At 59.0% G+C, this 20,396-nt stretch carries 14 protein-coding genes and 1 tRNA gene; 13 read left to right on the top strand and 2 right to left on the bottom strand.

Features of this window, described 5'->3' with window-relative positions; genetic code table 11:
• Positions 1-229: 229 nt before the first annotated feature.
• Positions 230-1,513: an FAD-binding oxidoreductase gene (locus QMX84_RS09215; RefSeq protein WP_123750512.1), complete on the bottom strand. Its 1,284-nt coding sequence runs from the start codon at positions 1,511-1,513 to the stop codon at positions 230-232.
• Between the two features lie 184 nt (positions 1,514-1,697).
• On the opposite strand from QMX84_RS09215, the gene QMX84_RS09220 reads away from it, so the two are divergent.
• The 3 genes from QMX84_RS09220 to QMX84_RS09230 all read left to right on the top strand — a co-directional run bounded on the left by QMX84_RS09220 (position 1,698) and on the right by QMX84_RS09230 (position 2,849).
• Positions 1,698-1,774: transfer RNA gene (locus QMX84_RS09220), tRNA-Val, on the top strand.
• Positions 1,775-2,107: 333 nt separating this feature from the next.
• Positions 2,108-2,308: a hypothetical protein gene (locus tag QMX84_RS09225; protein WP_153336209.1), complete on the top strand. Its 201-nt coding sequence runs from the start codon at positions 2,108-2,110 to the stop codon at positions 2,306-2,308.
• A gap of 7 nt (positions 2,309-2,315) precedes the next feature.
• Entirely contained in the window at positions 2,316-2,849 is a 534-nt protein-coding gene (locus QMX84_RS09230) for a type II toxin-antitoxin system YhaV family toxin (RefSeq protein ID WP_178110127.1), read from the top strand.
• A gap of 181 nt (positions 2,850-3,030) precedes the next feature.
• Here QMX84_RS09230 and QMX84_RS09235 read toward each other — a convergent pair whose 3' ends face one another.
• Positions 3,031-3,378: a DUF3077 domain-containing protein gene (locus QMX84_RS09235; RefSeq protein WP_282363659.1), complete on the bottom strand. Its 348-nt coding sequence runs from the start codon at positions 3,376-3,378 to the stop codon at positions 3,031-3,033.
• A 753-nt stretch (positions 3,379-4,131) separates the two neighbouring features.
• Between QMX84_RS09235 and bcsQ the strand changes: the two genes are divergently transcribed.
• From bcsQ to QMX84_RS09285, 10 genes are all read left to right on the top strand, one after another.
• Complete coding sequence (bcsQ, locus tag QMX84_RS09240) at positions 4,132-5,421, top strand: cellulose biosynthesis protein BcsQ (RefSeq protein ID WP_282363660.1); 1,290 nt, start codon at positions 4,132-4,134, stop codon at positions 5,419-5,421.
• Positions 5,418-7,646: a UDP-forming cellulose synthase catalytic subunit gene (gene bcsA / locus QMX84_RS09245; RefSeq protein WP_282363661.1), complete on the top strand. Its 2,229-nt coding sequence runs from the start codon at positions 5,418-5,420 to the stop codon at positions 7,644-7,646. The genes bcsQ and bcsA overlap by 4 nt, the downstream gene beginning before the upstream one ends.
• Positions 7,646-9,922, top strand: coding sequence for a cellulose biosynthesis cyclic di-GMP-binding regulatory protein BcsB (gene bcsB, locus QMX84_RS09250; protein WP_282363662.1), 2,277 nt, complete (start codon positions 7,646-7,648; stop codon positions 9,920-9,922). Before bcsA ends, bcsB begins: the two co-directional genes overlap by 1 nt.
• 6 nt (positions 9,923-9,928) lie before the next feature.
• Positions 9,929-11,164 carry a cellulose synthase complex periplasmic endoglucanase BcsZ gene (bcsZ, locus tag QMX84_RS09255; protein ID WP_348775190.1) on the top strand — a complete coding sequence of 412 codons (1,236 nt, stop codon included), beginning with the start codon at positions 9,929-9,931 and terminating at the stop codon, positions 11,162-11,164.
• Positions 11,140-15,177, top strand: a complete 4,038-nt coding sequence (locus QMX84_RS09260; protein WP_282363663.1) for a cellulose biosynthesis protein BcsC — start codon at positions 11,140-11,142, stop codon at positions 15,175-15,177. The genes bcsZ and QMX84_RS09260 overlap by 25 nt, the downstream gene beginning before the upstream one ends.
• Positions 15,178-15,230: 53 nt before the next feature.
• The gene (locus QMX84_RS09265) at positions 15,231-15,863 is read left to right on the top strand and encodes an SGNH/GDSL hydrolase family protein (protein WP_048388555.1); all 633 of its coding nucleotides are present in this window, start codon (positions 15,231-15,233) and stop codon (positions 15,861-15,863) included.
• Positions 15,860-16,528, top strand: a complete 669-nt coding sequence (locus tag QMX84_RS09270) for an alginate O-acetyltransferase AlgF (RefSeq protein WP_282363664.1) — start codon at positions 15,860-15,862, stop codon at positions 16,526-16,528. The genes QMX84_RS09265 and QMX84_RS09270 overlap by 4 nt, the downstream gene beginning before the upstream one ends.
• An 18-nt stretch (positions 16,529-16,546) precedes the next feature.
• Positions 16,547-17,962 (top strand): MBOAT family O-acyltransferase, encoded by a 1,416-nt coding sequence (locus QMX84_RS09275; protein ID WP_048368900.1) that lies wholly within the window; start codon positions 16,547-16,549, stop codon positions 17,960-17,962.
• An 11-nt stretch (positions 17,963-17,973) separates the two neighbouring features.
• Positions 17,974-19,116, top strand: coding sequence for a cell division protein FtsQ (locus tag QMX84_RS09280; RefSeq protein ID WP_282363665.1), 1,143 nt, complete (start codon positions 17,974-17,976; stop codon positions 19,114-19,116).
• Positions 19,117-19,262: 146 nt separating this feature from the next.
• Positions 19,263-20,339, top strand: a complete 1,077-nt coding sequence (locus tag QMX84_RS09285; protein ID WP_282363666.1) for an alkene reductase — start codon at positions 19,263-19,265, stop codon at positions 20,337-20,339.
• The last annotated feature ends 57 nt before the right edge of the window (positions 20,340-20,396 follow it).

Raw genomic sequence — 20,396 nt, forward strand, 5'->3', positions numbered from 1 at the left:
ATCAAAGCCCTGCAATAACAAACACCCACTGTAGGAGCGAGCTTGTCTCGCGATCTTTTAAAAGATCAAAAGATCGCGAGACAAGCTCGCTCCTACAGGGCCAGGCGCACACAGCCCTTGTAGCAGTTGACGAGCTTTGCGAGGCTACGTCCGGGCGCGCAGCGGCCGCAAACCATCCCGCTCGGTACAACGACCAAAATCAAAAGATCGCGAGCCCTTTCTTTAGCCGTTAAAACCCGAACTTGTCACGCAAGCTGTAATACCAGGCACCCAACGCCGTCAGCGGTGTACGCAACAACTGCCCGCCGGGGAAAGGGTAGTGCGGCAAGTCAGCAAACGCATCAAAACGCTCAGCCTGCCCGCGCAGCGCTTCGGCCAGCACCTTGCCCGCCAGGTGCGTATACGTCACCCCGTGTCCGCTGCAGCCTTGTGAGTAATAGATGTTGTCGCCAATGCGCCCAACCTGCGGCAAACGGGACAGCGTCAGCAGGAAGTTGCCTGTCCATGCGTAATCAATTTTAACGTCCTTGAGCTGCGGGAACGCCTTGAGCATCTTAGGTCGAATAATCGCTTCAATGTTGGCCGGATCGCGCGCCCCGTACACCACGCCACCGCCGAAGATCAGGCGCTTGTCGCCCGACAGGCGATAGTAGTCGAGCAAATAGTTGCAGTCCTCGACGCAGTAATCCTGAGGCAGCAGCGTTTTGGCCAGCTCCTCGCTCAGCGGTTCAGTGGTAATGACCTGCGTACCACACGGCATGGACTTGGACGCCAGCTCAGGCACCAGATTGCCCAGATACGCGTTGCCCGCCACGATAATGAACTTGGCGCGGACCTTACCCTGTGGCGTATGCACCACCGGGTTGGCACCTCGCTCGATGCGCACAGCGGGCGACTGCTCGTAAATTGTGCCACCCAGGGATTCGACCGCAGCCGCTTCGCCCAACGCCAGATTCAGCGGGTGGATATGCCCGCCGCTCATGTCCAGCAGGCCGCCCTGGTAGAGATCGCAAGCAACCACTTCACCAATACGGCGCTTGTCGAGCAGCTCAAGTTGCGTATTGCCGTAGCGCTCCCACAGCTTCTTCTGTGCTTCGAGGTGACCCATTTGCTTGCTGGTGATCGCGGCAAACACACCACCGTCTTTTAAATCGCACTGGATCTGATACTTGGCAACGCGGTCACGAATAATCTTGCCGCCTTCAAAGGCCATCTGGCCTAACAGTTGGGCTTGCTTGGCGCCGACCGTGCGCTCAATCACATCAATGTCGCGGCTATAACTGTTAACGATCTGGCCGCCGTTACGCCCTGACGCGCCAAAACCCACTTTGGCCGCCTCTAGCACCGTGACCTTAAAACCGTGCTCCAGCAGAAACAAAGCACTCGACAGCCCGGTATAGCCGGCGCCGATCACACAGACATCCGTTTCAACCTCATCCTGCAGGGCAGGGCGCTCCGGCGCCGGATTAGCCGAAGCCGCATAGTAGGACTGGGGATAAGGTGTGTTCGCCATTCTGCAACCTCTGTTTTATATTTTTTACGAGTGCGCCCGATGCTACCTCAGTTGAAATTCGCCCGCCAGCCAGCGCTGGCTGAGTATTTTCGGGGTGAAAATAAAAATTTCGACTATTCATGGGGTTAGCTGCAAAAAAGGTGTTGACACCCCTCCGCAAATCTATAGAATGCGACCCCACAGCAGGCACGTAGCTCAGTTGGTTAGAGCACCACCTTGACATGGTGGGGGTCGTTGGTTCGAGTCCAATCGCGCCTACCAAACAAAATCCGCTCTGCTGGGCGGTCTAGAAGGGCTCACCGAAAGGTGGGCCCTTTTTTGTTGTCTTTGGATTTGCCAGGCTTTTGTTCATATGATGCAAATGCAGGTGCTGAGCGATCATAAGCACGAGATTTGATTTTTCAGATATTGAGTTGAACAAAGCTTGTTAAGGCTACATAATCGCTCCTGCCTCATTTGAGGCCGATCCCGCAAGGGTTTTCGACAGCGCTTAGAAAATTCTATGTTGACCGGTGTTCGCGCAGGTCAAGGTCGCAAGACGCAGACCATGCTATACCTGATAGGGGTTAGCGCATTTTCCAAAGGTGAGACATTATGTCTAAAACCAATGTTGTGTCTTTCGCAGAGAAAAAGGCTGAGCTCCAGACCAAAGCCGACTTTCTAGATTTTCTCCACGATGACATCAAAAATCAGCCAGAGAGTATCCAGCCTATACCTGCTGGTCTTCTGAATCGAATTCAGTCCCTTCGCCTTAAGGCTGAGCAAAATCGTCGTAGTGAGCTTCTAGAAGGCTAAAGATTACGTGACTGAAAGCACTCTTAACATTGTCAACGGGTGGGCACTTTATGCTCACCCGTTTTTCTTGGAGCGCCTTGAGGCGCTTACAGCAGAGGTTGAGAAGGCTGCAGAGAAGGATCCAGATGAATTTCATCGTCATCCCTCCTACAAGCTTCTAGATGCTATTGCCGAAAATATTTTGGTCAATGTACCTGCCAACCCGGCGCACCCTGGCTACCGTCAAGGTACGACGCTGGGAAAGACCAATAAGCATTGGCTTCGGGTTAAAAAGCAGGGTATGGCTCCGCGCTACCGTCTGTTTTTTCAATTTCGTTCAGATGCCCCTAAAACGATCATCTATGTATGGATCAATGATCAGGACACGCTTAGAAAAGCGGGTGGCAAAAATGATGTCTACGCCGTCTTTGCTGCGATGATTAAGGGTGGCAAGGTGCCAAGCGAATTTGCCAAGCTTTTGGCAGAGAGCGACCCTTACATCGTGTCATTGGAGTCAGCAGTAACTGCTGATGACCAGGTTGTTGCGCCTGTCCCGTCTTGATTCATATTCAAGCCTTCCCTTTAATGCGTCAGATTGACCCTTCGCCTCAAAGTAGTTACGCAACGGTGCGACGACGCAGATCCTGTCGCTCATAAGCGCGGATCCTCTCAAGGCTCAATCTGCTCATCTCAGTAATCTGCACACTTCAAACGCGCCTGTCGCCAAGCAGGCGCGTACTGCTTTAGTGCGTGCTCACGCTGTCCAGTGACCTGTCGACGTACGCCTGGGCGAGTTCTGCCAGGTACACGAGCGACAACACTAAGTGGCGCTGATGCCCGCTCAAACCATTCCCCGCCTCAATCGCCGAGGCGCCCAGGCAGCGCAATAAGTCTGACGCTTGGGCCAAAGCCGCTTCTGAATTAACGCTGTCAGGGATTGCATACGAGGACGAGTCCGCGTGGCGAGAGGGCTTTTGGTCGAGCAGGTAAAAATCCAGAGCGCGATTAGCGGCGACACGATCGAGCGACAGCTCATGGCTCGCAGCAGCTTCTGGGGTTAAAGCAGGTGGGTCAGGTACGATTTTTTTCATGGTTACAACTCCGGATACAGCATAAGGGAGCTATCACCGTTCGCTACTAAACGAATTAAGGTGGTAGCCGTACGCAGGTTAGTAGACCGGTGTATCCGGAACCCGGCGCGCTCGAGAACGCCCTGCGCACGGCCACCATAAAATCGAGAGCGAAAAAATACGCCTCAACGAGGTGGCGGTATGCGCCGGATTACAAACCGAGCTACTAAACCCGACTGCTGTTTTTTTCAGCAGTGGGCCGAGACTAGTGCCCGATGTTGGCCGACGCAAGCGCGCGAGATTTTCTAGGATGTTTCGTCGGATTGAAAGGGAAACGTCGTACGAAATGCCTGATTTTACGCAGGCGTCCCTCCAAAATCATGAGATGGAACTAGTCTTTTTAACGGGGAATACGAGTCACTTTTTATTTTTCTGCGGTGGTTCGCTCCGTCAATTCAGTGCCGTTATTTGTAACAGTAGTGAGATAGGTTTGAGTTTCGGCATTTCGCTGTTTTTTGGTTGGAAGGCCCGCCGTTAGCGGGTTGCAGGGCGGCAGGCGCAGCCGCGGTGCAATTGAAGGGCTATCGCGTCAATTTCAAAATTTCCGAAATGTCAAAATAATGACGAATAGGATCTTTTTTTTTAATTGGATCCCAGATTTAAGGTCTGACATATTCAAAATATTGACGATGCCATACTGATGGCCTACCTTGAAGCTATCGATGTGGCGTGCAGATGTCCTTTAATAAAAAGCCAGCGTCACGGGAATTCTCTATGAACCGTACAGATGACATATCGAGTCTTTTCAGCAGATTCGGAGCAAGTGCTGGTAGTTATCACGAGTTCGAAAGCCAGATCGATTACAAAGAGAACCCCCTTGTACCTGAGCCGGAAAAAGCCCCGGCCAGCCCTGAAATTGCGCCTGAAAATGCAGTTACTACTGAAGTAGTCGCAGACAGTGCTGAAGCGCCGCTTAGCGAACCCCTTGTTTCAATCGAGCCTGTCGCTTCAATGCTGGAGCAACCCGTCAGCAAGCCGGCACCCGAGCCCGTGCCGGTCGCCGAGGTAGAGCAACATCTGGCCCCCAGTGTCGACGCTCACCTCGTTCCACCTCCATCGCAACCCCTTATTACGCAGCCAACTCTGGCGGTCTTGCCTGCTGCCCCCAGCCGTTTGCGCAACCTGCTCGCCGAGGTGGTTCAGGCTCGTGAGGTTGAGGCGCAGGCGCTGGCAGAAGTGGCATTGCACCAAGACACTGCGCGGGGTCGTCCGGCCAAGTGCAAGGCGCATGTGGTTGTGGTGGTGTCGCTCAAAGGCGGTGTCGGTAAAACCACGTTGGCGGCCGGGCTGGCCAGCCGTTTGCGCCTGGAGGGCGGCCGCACCCTGGCCATCGATCTGGACCCGCAAAACGCGTTGCACTATTACCTTGGCGTCGAGCAGGGCGAGTCCGGCATCGGCAGCCTGAGCGGGGCAGGGCAAGCTTGGAATGACAGGCTGCAACCCGGCTTTGATGGCGCCTTGTTGATGCCCTACGGCGTGTTAGGCGACGACGAACATCACGCGCTGATTCATGCCTTGCACGAAGACCGTCACTGGCTGGCTCGCCAGTTGGATCGCATGGACTTGGGTGCAAATGATGTGGTGTTGATCGACACCCCGACCGGCTCTACAGCGTCACTGGCGCAAGCCCTGGACGTGGCCGACGAAGTGATTGTGGTCACCACGGCCGATGCGGCCAGCTTTAACACGCTGGACCCGATTGATCGCCTGCTGGAGGCGCCCCATGCCCGCGCCGCCTCTTCACATTGCACCTATGTGGTGAATCAGTTCGACGCCAGCCGTGAGTTTTCACGGGACATGCTGCAGGTGCTCAAGCGCCGCCTTGGGCAGCAGTTGATCGCGGTCGTGCCTCTGGACAATACCCTGGGTGAAGCGCTGGCCTATGGGCGCAACCCCATGTCGGCGGCCGAACCTTCGCCAGCGTGTGAGGGCGTGTTACTGCTTGCCGAACAACTCAAGGCCCGGTTCAAAGCCTCGCGTGCTCAAGGGGTTGAAGCCCAGTGATAACGACAACTCCAGAAGCCGATGCGGCCGCCCCGCCAACCCGCACTCAGCGTTGGGCCCAGGCGATATCTGATCGCATTGAACAGTGGCCGGCCGGGCTGCGTCACGCACTCGGCCTGGGCGTCACGCTGATCTGCGTGGTGCTCGGCACTTTTATCATCATTACGCCGTTTGAGTTTTATGCGCAGTGCCTGTTCGCCGTGGGCTGTTTTGCCGTGGCGCTGGTGTTGCGCAAGATGCCGGGGCGCCTGACGGTGTTGATCCTGATCGGGCTGTCACTCACCGCGTCGTTGCGTTACATGTACTGGCGCGTCACGGCGACCCTGGACTTTGAAAGCTGGCTCGACATTGCGTTTGGTTACGGTCTGGTGCTGGCCGAACTGTATGCCCTGGCGGTGCTGGTATTTGGCTACCTGCAAACGGCCTGGCCGCTGCGTCGCCAGCCGGTGCTGCTCAAGGGGCCACCCAGCGAGTGGCCGGTTGTCGACGTGTTTATTCCGACCTACAACGAAGCGCTGGATATCGTAAAGCTGACGATTTTTGCCGCTCAGGCCATGGACTGGCCCAAGGACAAGCTGCGCGTTCATGTGCTCGACGACGGCAATCGCAAAGACTTTCGTGAGTTCTGCGAGCAGATCAACGTCGGCTACATCACCCGTGACAATAACCGTCATGCCAAAGCCGGCAACCTCAACGAAGCTTTGAAGGTGACCAGCGGCGAGTACGTGGCCTTTTTCGATGCCGACCACGTGCCAACCCGCTCGTTTCTGCAAATCAGCATTGGCTGGTTTTTGAAAGACCCCAAGCTTGCGATGTTGCAGACCCCGCACTTCTTCTTTTCACCAGACCCGTTTGAAAAAAACCTCAACACCTTCCGCTCAGTGCCTAACGAAGGGGAGTTGTTTTACGGCCTGGTACAAGACGGTAACGATCTGTGGAACGCGACCTTTTTCTGTGGTTCTTGCGCGGTATTGCGCCGTGACCCGCTGCTTGAAGTGGGCGGCGTGGCAGTAGAAACCGTGACCGAAGACGCCCACACCGCGCTAAAACTCAACCGCGCAGGCTACAACACGGCGTATCTGGCGATTCCGCAGGCAGCCGGGCTTGCCACCGAAAGTTTGTCTCGCCATATCAGCCAGCGGGTGCGCTGGGCGCGGGGCATGGCGCAGATCTTTCGCACCGACAACCCGTTATTCGGCAAGGGCTTAAAGCTGGGCCAACGGCTGTGCTACCTCAACGCCATGCTGCACTTTTTCTACGGTTTGCCGCGCTTGGTGTTCTTGACCGCACCGCTGGCGTACCTGTTTTTTGGTGCGCAAATCTTCCATGCCACCGGCTTGATGATCATGGCGTATGCGTTACCGCATATTTTCCATGCGGCGTTGACCAACTCGGCGATTCAGGGGCGCTTTCGCCACTCGTTCTGGAACGAGGTGTACGAGACGGTTTTGGCCTGGTACATCATGGGGCCGGTGTTGATGGCGCTGGTCAAACCCAAGTTCGGCGGCTTCAACGTGACCAGCAAGGGCGGGATCATCGATCAGACCTTCTTCGACTGGAAGCTGGCCCGTCCTTATATTGTGCTGCTGGCCATCAACCTGGCCGGGATGATTTTCGGCTTTGTGCAACTGGCAGTGGGCAGCGAGGGGGCGGTCGTTACCTTGCTGATCAACCTGGTGTGGACGGTCTACAACCTGATCATCACCAGTGCGGCCGTGGCGGTTGCCAGTGAAACCCGTCAGGTACGTTCTGAGCCTCGGGTGGCTGCTGTCATGCCTGCGCTCATGACCTTGCCTGATGGCAGCGTGATCGAAGGCGTCACGCAAGACTTCTCGCAAAAAGGCATGGGCCTGCGTTTGCCCGAAGGCGTTAGCGCCCCCCAAGGCGCGCGCGTGCAGATCTCGCTGTTTCGCAACGATCAGGCGAGCGTGTTCCCGGCCATCATTGTGTTCAGCCGTGGCGGACTGCTGGGTTTGCAGTTTGACCACTTGAGTTTGCGTCAGCAAAGCGAACTGGTTCGTCTGACGTTTTCACGTGCCGATACCTGGGCTTCAACCTGGGGCCATGGCGAAATCGATACGCCTTTGGTGGCTTTGCGTGCCGTTACCCGCATCGGTTGGCGCGGTTTTACCGCACTGTTCAAAGCCACGCTTATGGAACTACGAAACGCCGTTGCGCGTCGTCGTGTCGCCCCATCCACTCTAGAAAACGTATTGGACAAATGATGAATTCAAAGCCTTTCGCTTTCAGTAATCTGCGCGACCCGCGTCGTGCACTGGCAGGCCTGACCTGTGCCTGGCTGGCGTTGAGTGGCGGCACGGCATTCGCCGAGACGGCCGCTGCGCCGGCGGCTCCTGCGGCCACCCCCAATAGCTACACCGTGACGCTCAAGCAGCTGGGGCGTAATTACCCCATGACCTTGCGCGGTGTGGACTCAACCGACAGCGTCAGCTTTAACGTGCGCGCCGACTCGATTGTCACGGGCGCCAAGTTGAACCTGCAGTACGCCTATTCGCCTTCGTTGCTGGCCGACCTGTCGCAAATCAACGTGCTGATCAATGACGAAGTGGCGGCGAGCCTGCCGCTGCCTAAAGACAAGGCCGGGCAACCGCAGCAGCAAACCATCGATATTCCTCCGCACCTGATCACTGAGTTCAACCGTTTGAGCTTGCAGTTCATCGGGCACTACACCATGAGTTGCGAGGACCCGCAGCATTCCAGCTTGTGGGCCAAAATCAACAACGGAACCAACTTGACCCTCGATGTGTCACCGCTGCCGTTGCCCAATGATTTGTCGATTTTACCGTTGCCCTTTTTTGATCGTCGTGACGCGCGGCCATTGGAGCTGCCATTTGTTTTTGCCGCCTCACCGGACAACACCACGCTGGAAGCGGCCGGTGCGTTGTCTTCCTGGTTCGGGGCACTGTCCAGCTATCGCGGTGCGCGGTTCTCTTCCAGCTTCAACCAGATCCCTACAAGCGGTAACGCCGTGGTATTGCTCAGCGGCCAGGGCGATCTGCAACTGGACGGCGTGACGCTACCAGCGGCCAAGGGCCCGAGCGTGAGCATCATCACCAACCCCAACGACCCCAACGGCAAGTTGTTGCTCATTACCGGGCGTGACAGTGCCGAACTCAAGCGGGCCGCTACCGCGTTAGTGCTGGGCAGCCAGGCGTTGTCGGGCAACGGCGTGGTGATCGATAACCTCACGGTGGTGCAGCCACGCAAACCCTACGACGCGCCAAACTGGTTGCCGACAGACCGCAAGGTCAAGCTCGGCGAGCTACTGCCAGAACAACAGTTCAATGTCTCCGGTTACAACCCGGGCGACATCGTGGTGCCGCTGAACTTCCCGCCGGACCTGTTCACCTGGCGCGATAGCGGGGCCCCGCTGGACCTCAAATACCGTTACACCCCGCAAGAAAAATCCAACAACTCGTCGTTTATCGTCAGCTTTAACGATGCGTTGATTCAGTCGCAAAGCCTGCCCTCCGAGGAAAAACTCGACAGCAGTGTGCTGAGCAGTCTGAAAAGCAACAACGGCAACCTTGATCGTGAGCTGAGCGTACGCCTGCCGCTTAATTCGGTGGCCCTGCAATCACGCCTGCAACTGCGCTACATGTTTGATTACATCAAGCAGGGCGAATGCCGCGACATCATCATCGACAACATGCGCGGCTCCATCGACCCTGAGTCGACGCTGGACCTGACCGGCTACGACCATTTCATCGCGATGCCCAACTTGGGTGTGTTCAAAGACGCCGGCTTCCCGTTCACCCGCATGGCTGACCTGTCAGAAACCGCGGTGGTGCTGCCCGATCACCCTGGCATTCCTGAGCTGAATGCGTTCCTGACCGTGCTCGGCCGTTTTGGCCAGTCCACCGGCTACCCGGCGGTGGGTGTGCAAGTGATCGAAACCGACAAAGTGGCGGGCGCTGCCGACAAAGACCTGCTGGTGTTTGCCTCGGGCAACAACCAGCCGTTGCTGTCGCTGTGGGCCGATCGCTTGCCGGCTTACGATGCCGACGGCCAGCAGAAATTCCATCTGTCTGACCTGCCGATGCGCGTGCGTGACTGGTTCAGCCCGGACCCGGAAGCCAACGTGCGTAAAACCAAACTGGCCATGGCGTTCTCCGGTGGTGCGCGCAGCACTTACCTGACGGGTTTTGAGTCGCCACTTAAAAGTGGTCGCAGCGTGGTGGTGATCGCGGGTGGCGGCCCAGAAGGTCTGGCGGATGCGACCAACGCCCTGATTGGCGGGGAGGATTACACCCAGTCGGTCCAGGGCAGCCTGGTGGTGGTGCGTGACAAAGCAGTTGAGGCGTTGGTGGCTGACGAGGATTACTACGTCGGCAACTTGGGCACGATCAAATACCTGCAATGGTTGATGTCGCGGCATGTGCTGTGGGTGCTGGTGCTGACCGGTCTGGGTGTGGTGGTGCTCAGCGGGCTGGCTTACCTGGCATTGCGTGCGCGTGCCAATAAGCGTCTTAAAGAGTAGGCCCCAGTGCTTTTCGTGACGGGTGTGAGTGTTGTGCGAGCCCGCTTTCGGGGTGGCCTGCTGTGTGCGTTGCTGTTGAGCTGGCTGCTGCCGGTCACCGCGCGCGCAGAGGCTTGCAATGTGCCGCCCTGGCCGCTTTGGCAAACATTCGTTGAGCACTTTGTGCAGCCCGACGGCCGGGTGATGGACGCCAGCACGCCGCAGCGTCACAGCTCTTCAGAGGGGCAGTCGTACGCCATGTTTTTTGCGCTGGTGGCGGATGATCGCGAAACCTTTGAAAAACTGTGGCGCTGGAGTGTGAATAACCTCGCCCAGGGCGACATCAAAACCCATTTGCCGGGTTGGTTCTGGGGTCTGGACGAGCACGGTGAATGGGTGTTGCTGGACAGCAACTCGGCGTCCGATGGCGATTTGTGGTTTGCCTATGCCCTGCTGGAGGCCGGGCGGCTCTGGCACCGCATCGATTACACCGAAGACGGTCGTCATCTGCTGCACAACATCGCCGCCCAAGAGGTTGCCACCTTGCCCGGCCTGGGCAAGATGCTGCTGCCGGGCAAGTTCGGCTTTATCAAACCGGATCCGGCCAGCCCGGATCAGTGGCAGCTAAACCCCAGCTACATGCCTATTCCGGTACTGCGACGCTTTGCTGAGGTCGACCCCAAAGGTCCATGGGCGGACATCGCCAAGAACACCGCCACCCTGATCAAAGCCGTTTCTCACAACGGCTTTGTCGCGGATTGGGTCACTTATCGCGCTACCGGCGCCAAAACCGGCGAGTTCGTGACCGACCCTACCAAGGGTGATCTGGGCAGCTATGACGCCATTCGCACCTATATGTGGGCCGGCCTGATGCCTGCCCGTGACCGGCTGCGCAAACCCTTGCTCGCACACCTGGATGGCATGTTGCAGGCCACCACCGAAGACGGCGTACCCCCTGAAAAAGTTCAGGTCACCAGCGGCGCGCATACCGGGGCAGGGCCGTTTGGTTTCTCGGCGGCGTTGCTGCCTTACCTCAAAGCGCTGGGCAAGACTACGCTGCAACAAGAGCAGGCCGTGCGCGTTGAGCAACTCATGGCGCAAAGCCTCACGCCTGAAGCGGTCAAGCTGGCACAGCCGCCTTACTACTTCTTTGTATTGAGCCTGTTTTCCTTGGGCTATATGGACAACCGCTACCACTTCCTGGATGACGGGAAGTTGCAACCGATGTGGGAGACAACATGTCCGCGCGCCACCACGCCGTAGCCTTCGGGATACTTGCAGCACTGATTAACAGCAGCAGTTTTGCCGCGCTCAATGACGCGGGCAAGGCACTGCTTGAGCAGGGTAAATACTGGCAGACCCAAGACGACCCGGCACGGGCGGCAGAGGTCTGGAAAAAACTGTTGTTGATCGACCCGCAGCAAGTGGACGCGTTGTACGGCCTGGGCCTGCTGGAACTCAAGGCCAAGCGCGTGACCGGCGCCAGCAATTACCTGGCGCAGTTGAAACAGTCCCATCCCGGTGATCCGCTGACGTTGCAACTGGAGCAAGCTATTGCCCTGCAAGCCGGTAAAAACCCGGACCTGCTGGATCAGGCACGCACCCAGGCCCGTAGCGGCGAGCTGGAAAAATCGGTGGCGTTGTACCGGCAGGCGTTTGCCGGCAAGCCGCCGCAAGGTGAGCTGGCGCTGGAGTTCTACAACTACCTGAGCTACACCGCTGGCGGCGCCAATGAAGCCCGTCAGGGGCTGGAGCGCTTGCTGCAACAGAACCCGAACAACGCCAAGGCCAAGCTGGTGCTGGCCAAATTGCTGATTCGCAATGAAGGCACCCGTCCTGAAGGTTTGCAGCGCCTTGCGCAGCTGTCGACGCTGCCTGAACTGGGCGGTGAAGCCACCGAAAGCTGGCGCCAGGGGCTGGTCTGGCTGGGCACCCCACGCCCTTCGGACATCCCTTTGTTTGAGGCTTATCTCAAGGCCAACCCGAACGACAGCGAGATCCGCACGCAAATGCTCAGCCGTCCCAAAGCGGGTAGCACGGCCAACATGAACCCCAACCTGGCGCGCGGCTACAAGGCGCTGCAAAACAACCAGCTCAACGTTGCTGAACAAGCGTTTTTGGCTCGCCTCAAAGAGCAACCGCAAGACTCCGACGCCTTGGGCGGCCTTGGTCTGGTGCGTCAGCGTCAGGGCCGTTTGAGTGACGCCAATGAGTTGTTGAGCCGGGCCGCTGCTCGCGGTTCCGACAAGCGCTGGCAGTCGGCGCTGGACGGTAACCGCTACTGGAGCCTGCTGGGTCAGGCCGACAAAGCGCGGGCCAGCCAGGACTTGCCACGGGCGCGCAGCCTGTTGCAGCAAGCCATCGCCAGCAAGCCGCGTCAGGCCGAAGGCTATATTGCGCTGGGCGGGGTACAGGCTGAACAAAACCAGTTGACCAATGCCGAGGCCAGCTATCGTCAGGCCCTTAGCCTGGACAACGACAACCCGGATGCGTTGCTCGGGTTGATCACCGTGATGGCGCAAAACGGTCAGGCCAGCCAGGCCATGCAGATGGTCGAGCGCATGACCCCGGCCCAGCAACAGCGTTTGGGCGACTTGCGTCCGTTGAAAGCCGCGGTAGCGGTGGGCAAGGCCAAAAATGCGGCGCGCAGTGGTGATCTCAAGGGTGCGATCGCGGCGCAGCAAGAAGCCATCCGCAATGATCCGGGCAATGCCTGGACGCACTACGACCTGGCACTGTATTACCTGCAAGCCAAGACCCCGGACAAGGCCCGGCAAACCATGGCCGATGCGCTCAAGGCCAACCCGCAAGACCCCGAGGTCTTGTACGCGAGTGCCTTGCTGTCGAGCCAATTGGGCGAATGGTCGGCCGCGCAAAGCACGCTGGATCGCATCCCTGTGAGTCAGCGCACGGCGCCAATGCAGCAACTGGCCAGCGAAGCGCAGATGCAAGCGCTGGTCACCCAGGCGGCGACGCTGGCCAAGCAGGGCGACCGTGAGCAAGCGCTGACCTTGTTGCGCCGCGCTGAACTGGCCGCCAACGGCAAGCCGCAATCCATCGGCATGTTGGCCTCGGCGTATGTCGATGCGGGTTATCCGGATCACGCTTTGTCGATGCTGCGCAACGCCATTGCGCAGAGCACTAATCCGCCTGCGTCGTTGCGCCTGGCGTATGCCGGTGTGCTGCTTAAAACCGGCGATGACGCCAAGGTTAATCAACTGCTGCATCAATTGCAGAGCCAGCCTTTGACCGCGGCGGACCAGCGTACTTACGACGAACTGCTGTTTTTGTACACCGTGCGCCAAGCGGACGTGCTGCGGGAGAAGGGCGATTTGGTCGCGGCTTACGACACCCTGGCCCCAGCGTTGGCCCAACGGCCGAACGACCCATTGGCCAACGGCGCACTGGCGCGCATGTACTTGGCCAATGGCGACAGCGCCAAAGCCATCGCGCTGTATAAGCCCTTGTTGCGGGCGGCGCCGGATGACCCGCAACTGCAGATCGGTATGGCCCAAGCCTTGAACAAGTCGGGTGACAAGAGCGGGGCCGCCGCTTCGGCGGACAAAGCCCTGGAACTGGCGCCCAACGATGCGCAGATCCTCGCCAGTGCGGCGGGTATCTTCCGCGCCCAAGGCAAAAACGCCAAGGCTCAGGATCTGTACACCCGCGCCCTGGCATTGCAGGCGCCGCCCAAGCAAGACACCAATCCCTTCGCGAAAACCGCTGTGGCCGCCAACCCGTTTGTGGGGGCAGAGGGGCAGCGTCGCCAGTCACGTTTGGCCCAGGGCAGCAGCGTGCCGCTGATTCCCGAGCCTGCACAGGAGCAACTCGCCGCGCCCGACGAAGACATCGCCGAGCCCGCGCCGGTGTATGCGGGCAATACTCGCAACCCAGCGCGTATCGCACCGAGTGTCAGCAGTGGCGGGTATGCCGTGTCTGAGTTCGACGATGATTACGTTGCGCCACGCCGAGTCGCTTCAGCCCCGGTCAGCGACCCGCAAGAAGAAGCGCGCCAGGCGATGCAAACCGCCTTGACCGAGATCAAGCAAGAGCGCAGCCCGCGTATCACCCAAGGGGTGGCCATTCGCAGTAACGACAGCGAGTCGGGCCTGAGCAAAATGACCGACGTGGAAGCGCCGCTGGAGATCAGCTTGCCGGTGGGCGATGACCGTGTTGCCTTGCGCGTGACCCCGGTGTCGCTGAACGCAGGCAGCGTCGGTGATTCGGCCAAAAACCGCTTTGGCGGCCCTAATGTGGCTCAGATTGCGGCGGTGCAAACCGTGCTGGCAGCCCCCGATCCAACCCCGGCAGCGCTGGCCGCAGCCAGTGGGGTGAATGGCTCGGCCGGTCGGCAAAAGGACTCAGGCGTGGGTGTGGCGGTGGGCTATGAAATGCCCTCGCAAGGGCTCAAGGCCGACATTGGTGTCAGCCCGTTGGGCTTTCTGTACAGCACGCCCGTGGGGGGCGTGAGCATTGATCGCGCGGTAAGCGAGGACAGTAACGTGCGTTACGGGGCGAGCTTGTCGCGCCGCTCGGTGAACGACAGCCTGGTGTCTTTTGCCGGTGCCAAAGATGCGCGCAGCGGTCTCAAGTGGGGCGGGGTGACCGCCAACGGCGGGCGCGTGCAACTGGGTTACGACAACGGTGACTACGGCGCGTACGGTTACGCGGGCCTGTACAAACTGCTTGGCAACAACGTCAAGGACAACACCCGTGCCGAAGGTGGTGCCGGTATTTACTGGTACCTGCTCAGGGATGAAGAACGCCAGTTGACGGCAGGCCTTGGCGCCACCGCCCTTAAGTACGACAACAACCAGGACAACTTCACCTACGGCAGTGGCGGCTACTTTAGCCCGCAAAACTACTTCTCCATCGGCGTGCCGGTGAGCTGGTCGCAACGCGCGGATCGCTGGAGCTACACGCTGCGCGGCTCGGTGGGCCTGCAACACATCGAGCAGGACTCGGCCAAGTACTTCGCCAACGACGGCGCCATGCAAGCATCGCTGGAGCAGGCGTCGGCGGCCTATGCCGCTGCCGGCTCGTCGCTGCAGACCAAGTCTTCAGGCCAGAACAAAAACGGGATCGGCTACAACCTAGGCGCGGCAGCCGAGTACCGTTTGGGTAGCAATATGATTTTGGGGGGCAGCTTTGGCATGGACAACGCCCAGGACTACAAGCAGTGGACAGGTGGCTTGTACCTTCGTTACACGCTCGAAGACTTCACCGGGCGCATGCCGATGCCGATCAATCCTTACCTTTCCCCGTATTCGAACTAATGTGCAGGAGCTAGACCGTGGCAGCATCTCTTTTGGCGGGCATCACAATTCTAATGATCGGCGACAGCCACTTGGCGACGCCGGGGTATTTGATCACATCGTTGCATGAAGACCTCGTGGCCCAAGGGGCCAAAGTACACACCCTGGGGATTTGCGGCTCTAATGCCGGTGATTGGCTCAAGGCCTCCCCGGCGGGGCAGTGCGGGGCTGCCGAGCGTAAGGACGGCGGCAAGGTGGTGGTGTTGAGTGACAAGACCGCGACCACGCCCATCAGTGAGTTGATCGCTGCCGATAAGCCGGACCTGGTGCTGGTTGTGCTGGGCGACACCATGGCGGGCTACGACAAACCGCAATTCCCTAAAACCTGGGCCTGGCAGCAGACCACCGACCTGGCCAAAGCGATTGCTGCGACGGGCAAGCGTTGCGTTTGGGTGGGGCCGAACTGGGGCTCTGTTGGCGCTCAATACAAAAAGACCCCGGAGCGGGTCAAGCAGGTGTCGGGTTTCCTGGCGGCCAACGTCGCACCCTGTGATTACATCGACTCCTTGAAGTTTTCGGTTCCGGGGCAAAAAGAATGGGCAACGGTCGACGGCCAGCACATGACCGCGCCCGGCTACAAACTCTGGGGTGACGCCATCGACAAGGCGTTGCTGGACACGCCTGCGGTTAAAGGGCTGAAAAAATGAGCAAGCACTTTTCGGCGCTAATGGCCCTGCCGGTGTTGGCATCCAGCGCCCTGGCAAATGCTGCCCCGGCGCTCTACGCCACCGGCCCGGCTGAAGACTCGGCATTTATTCGCTTCGTCAACGCCAGCCCTGCGCCGCTGGAGGTGGTTGCTCAGCCTGGGCAGGCGCCGCTGCGTCTTGAGACGGCGCAGCCGGTGTCACTGTTGTTTCCCGTGGACTCCAGCAAACCGATCAAAGGCACGTTGGTCAGTGGCGGGCAGAAGTTGCCCATCGATTTGAAGATCGAGCCCAGTGAATTTGTGACGGTGTTTGCTGTGCCGAATGGCGCGGGTATTCAACAGGCGGTGGTGCGCGAGCCCGAGAATGACTTCAACGCTTTAAAGGCGTCGCTGGCGTTTTTTAACGTTGATGCCTCGTGTGCCGATGCCGCACTGCTTGCTGCGGGCCGTAACGCTGAGTTGTTCAAGTCTGTACCGGTCAACACCGCCCAGCGCCGCCTGATCAATCCGGTGCAATTGTCGGTGCAACTGGTGTGCGCGAATGCCAATGTCGGCGCTGCGCTGGATCTGGGCCAACTCAAGGCGGGCGAGCGTTACAGCGTGATGTTGGTGCCGTCTGCCAACGGGCCGCGGTTGTTGCACGCAACGGACACTCTATCCCACTGATCGGATTCTGCCGCCGCCATGGTCTTCGCCTCTCTCGAGTTTCTGACGTTATTTCTGCCAGCGTTCCTGCTCATCTACGCGCTGGGCAAGCCGCAGTGGCGTAACGTCATTTTGTTGATCGGCAGCTGGTTGTTTTACGGCTGGCTGAACCCGATGTTTCTCGCGTTGCACATGGCGTTGACCGTGGTCGCGTGGGTCGGCGGGCTCCTGATTGACCGTTCGCGGGAAGACTCGAAGGGCCGTGTGCGGTTGTTGGTCGCGCTGATCGTGTTCAACACCGCCGTGCTCTGCTGGTACAAGTACGCCAACATTCTTGCAGCCACCTGGATGGAGTGGATCACCTACCCGGGCGCCATGCCGCTGGAATGGCAGCGCGTGGCGTTGCCTGCAGGGCTGTCGTTTATCGTGCTACAGGCGATTTCTTATCTGGTGGACGTGCACCGCAAAACCGTGCCGGTCGAGCGCAGCTTTGTGAACTACGCCACCTACATTTCGATGTTCGGCCACTCGATTGCAGGGCCGATTATTCGTTACGACTGGGTGCGCCGCGAACTGGTCAAACGCTACTTCGACTGGCAGAACTTCTCGCTGGGTGCCCGCCGTTTCATGATCGGCATGTGCATGAAAGTGCTGGTGGCCGACACCCTGTCGCCGCTGGTGGACGTGGCGTTTCATCTGGATAACCCGTCTTTTGTCGATGCCTGGATCGGCTGCCTGGCGTATTCGCTGCAACTGTTTTTCGACTTTGCCGGCTACAGCGCCATGGCCATCGGCCTGGGCTTGATGCTGGGCTTTCACTTCCCGGAAAACTTCAATCAACCGTACCTGGCCCGGAGCATTCAGGACTTCTGGCGGCGCTGGCACATGTCGTTGTCCAGCTGGTTGCGCGACTACCTGTACATCGCCTTGGGTGGCAACCGCAATGGCGCCTGGAAAACCTATCGCAACCTGTTCCTGACCATGGCCATCGCCGGTCTGTGGCATGGCGGCGACAGCTGGAACTACCTGCTGTGGGGCGCTGCGCACGGTATTGCATTGTGCGTAGACCGCCTGTGGTCACGCTCGACCTTGCCAAGCATTCCGCCGGTGCTGGCGCACACCTTGACCCTGCTGTTTGTGTTTATGGCCTGGACGTTGTTCCGCGCGCCGGATTTCCATTCGGCGTTGAACATGTACGCCGGGCAGATAGGTTTGCACGATTTTGCACTGGGTGATGCGCTGGCTGTGACCCTGCGTTCGGCCCACGGTCTGGCGGCTTTGTTGGGGATCGCCTGCATCCTCGCGCCAGCCTTTAAAAGCCGCTATGAGCAACGCTTCGGCGGCTCAGCGCTGTATGCACCGATAGCGGCCGTGTGGCCGGTGGCGGGTTTTCTGCTCTCGTTCGCGTTGATCGCGAGCCGTGAAGCGGTGCCTTTCCTGTACTTCCAGTTCTGATGGCCGAGCCCATGCCTGACTCATCCCCAAAAGCGGTTATGCCGAGTGAATTCACGGCCCGTATCAGCAAGCTGTCCGGCTGGGTATTCGCCGCGTTTTTGCTGGCAAGCTTTGCTTCGGCTATGTGGTTGCTGGTCAGCGGCAAGGTACAACTGTTGCCGCCCAACCTCACCCAGGACCAAGTGCTGCACGGCGAAGTCACTCATAAAATCGCCAAGCAATTGTCGATGGCGGCGGTGCCTGAACGCGCCGCTGATCTGGAGCGTGCGGCCAGTTGGCTGACCTTCCACGACACCGGTGCGCGGGTGCGTCCGGGCTGTGACGGCTGGTTATTTCTGACCGACGAAATGCGCATCAACCGTCACGCCCAGGACAATGCCGATACCAAGGCAGCAGCAGTTATCGACATTCAACAGCGCCTGGCCAAGCGAGGCATTCAACTGCTGGTGGCGGTGGTGCCGGACAAGAGCCGGATTGGCGCTTCACAACTGTGCGATTTGCGTCGTCCGGCGCAATTGCAGGACCGTGCGGTGGCGTGGGTTGCCGCCCTCAACAAGGCGGGCGTCAAGGCCATCGACCTGGCGCCTACCCTGCAACCCTTGGGTGCCGAGGCGTTTCTGCGCACCGATACTCACTGGAGCGAAGTGGGCTCATCGGCGGCCGCCAAAGCGATTGTCCAGCAGGTGCAGGCCATGGGCATCAGCGCCACGCCGCACACAGACTACGAGCGTACTTTGCAAAACCCGGCTCGCCGCCCGGGCGACTTGGTGCACCTGGCGGGTCTGGACTGGTTGCCAGTAAGTGCTCAGCCCGCCCCGGAAACAGTGGCGGCCAGCGAATTCAGCGAGAAAAAGACCGAAGGTAGCAGCGGGGCGGCCAGCGAAGATGACCTGTTTGGCGACGACAACCTGCCGAACATCGCCCTGATCGGCACTTCCTTTTCGCGCAACTCCAACTTCCTCGGCTTCCTGCAACAGGCGCTGGCCGCGCCGGTGGGTAACTTCTCTAAGGATGGCGGCGAGTTTTCCGGGGGGGCGAACACCTACTTCAATAATCCGGCCTTCAAAGACACCCCGCCCAAACTGGTGATCTGGGAAATCCCCGAGCGCGACATCCAAACGCCTTACAGCGAGACAATTGAGTGGGCTAAATAGGCAATAACCCCCGTAGCAATTGACGAGTTCAGCGAGGCTACGTCCGGCTGCGAAGCAGTCGTAAAGATCTTTTGCTGGCACCGGCAGCATGAGGCGCCGCGGTCTATGCTCACAGTCCTTCGCCATTCCTCCAAAGGACCGCAGCCATGACCGAAAAGACGTTGTTTGAGCCTTACGCCCTTGGGCACCTTACGCTTGCCAACCGCATTGTGATGGCGCCGCTGACGCGTAACCGTGCGGGTAAAGGGTTTGTGCCCAGTGAGTTTGCGGCAGAGTATTACAGCCAGCGGGCTTCGGCCGGTTTGCTGATCTCAGAAGCCACGCAAATCTCCCAGCAAGGGCAGGGCTATCAGGACACGCCCGGTATTTATTCCCCGGCGCAAATTGACGGCTGGCGTGCAGTGACCGATGCCGTACATGCGAAGGGCGGGCGGATTTTTGCCCAGTTATGGCATGTGGGGCGGATCTCCCACGTAGACCTGCAACCCGATGGCGGTGCCCCGGTCGCGCCTTCAGCGCTGCGGGCCGAGAGCAAAACCTTCGTCAATAACAGCTTTGTGGATGTCTCTGAACCTCGGGCGCTGGAGCTTGAGGAGCTGCCGGGCATCATCAACGATTTTCGTCAGGCCGCCGCCAATGCCATCAAGGCAGGCTTTGACGGGGTCGAGATCCATGGCGCAAACGGTTACTTGCTGGATCAATTCGCCAAAGACGGCGCCAACCTGCGTGACGACGCCTATGGCGGTTCCATCGTCAACCGTGCCCGCTTCTTACTGGAGGTGGCGTCGGCGGTGGCCAGCGAGATCGGCCCGCAGCGTACCGGTATCCGTATTTCGCCGGTTTCCCCGGCCAACGGGATAACCAGCAGCGATCCGCAGGCGCAGTTTGATTACATCGTCGACCAGTTATCGGCGCTCGACCTGGTGTACCTGCATGTAGTGGAAGGTGCGACCGGCGGGCCGCGTGATGTTGCGCCCTTTGACTATGCCGGGTTGCGTCGACGTTTCAAAAACACCTACATCGCCAATAACGGCTATGACCTGGCGCTGGCGAAGCAGCAATTGGCAGAAAACAAGGCAGATTTGTTCGCTTTCGGGCGGCCATTTATTGCCAATCCGGATCTGGTCGAACGCCTGAAAACCGGTGCGCCTCTGGCTGAGCTGGATCCGAACACCCTGTATGGCGGTGGCGCTGCTGGATATATCGATTACCCGGCGTTGTAGTCGCTGACGAGGCACGAAGGCTGCGAGAAGAGATAGATGAAATGGTTTTCGCAGCCT

This window comes from Pseudomonas sp. PS01297 (assembly GCF_029959305.1).
Lineage (GTDB): Bacteria > Pseudomonadota > Gammaproteobacteria > Pseudomonadales > Pseudomonadaceae > Aquipseudomonas > Aquipseudomonas helleri.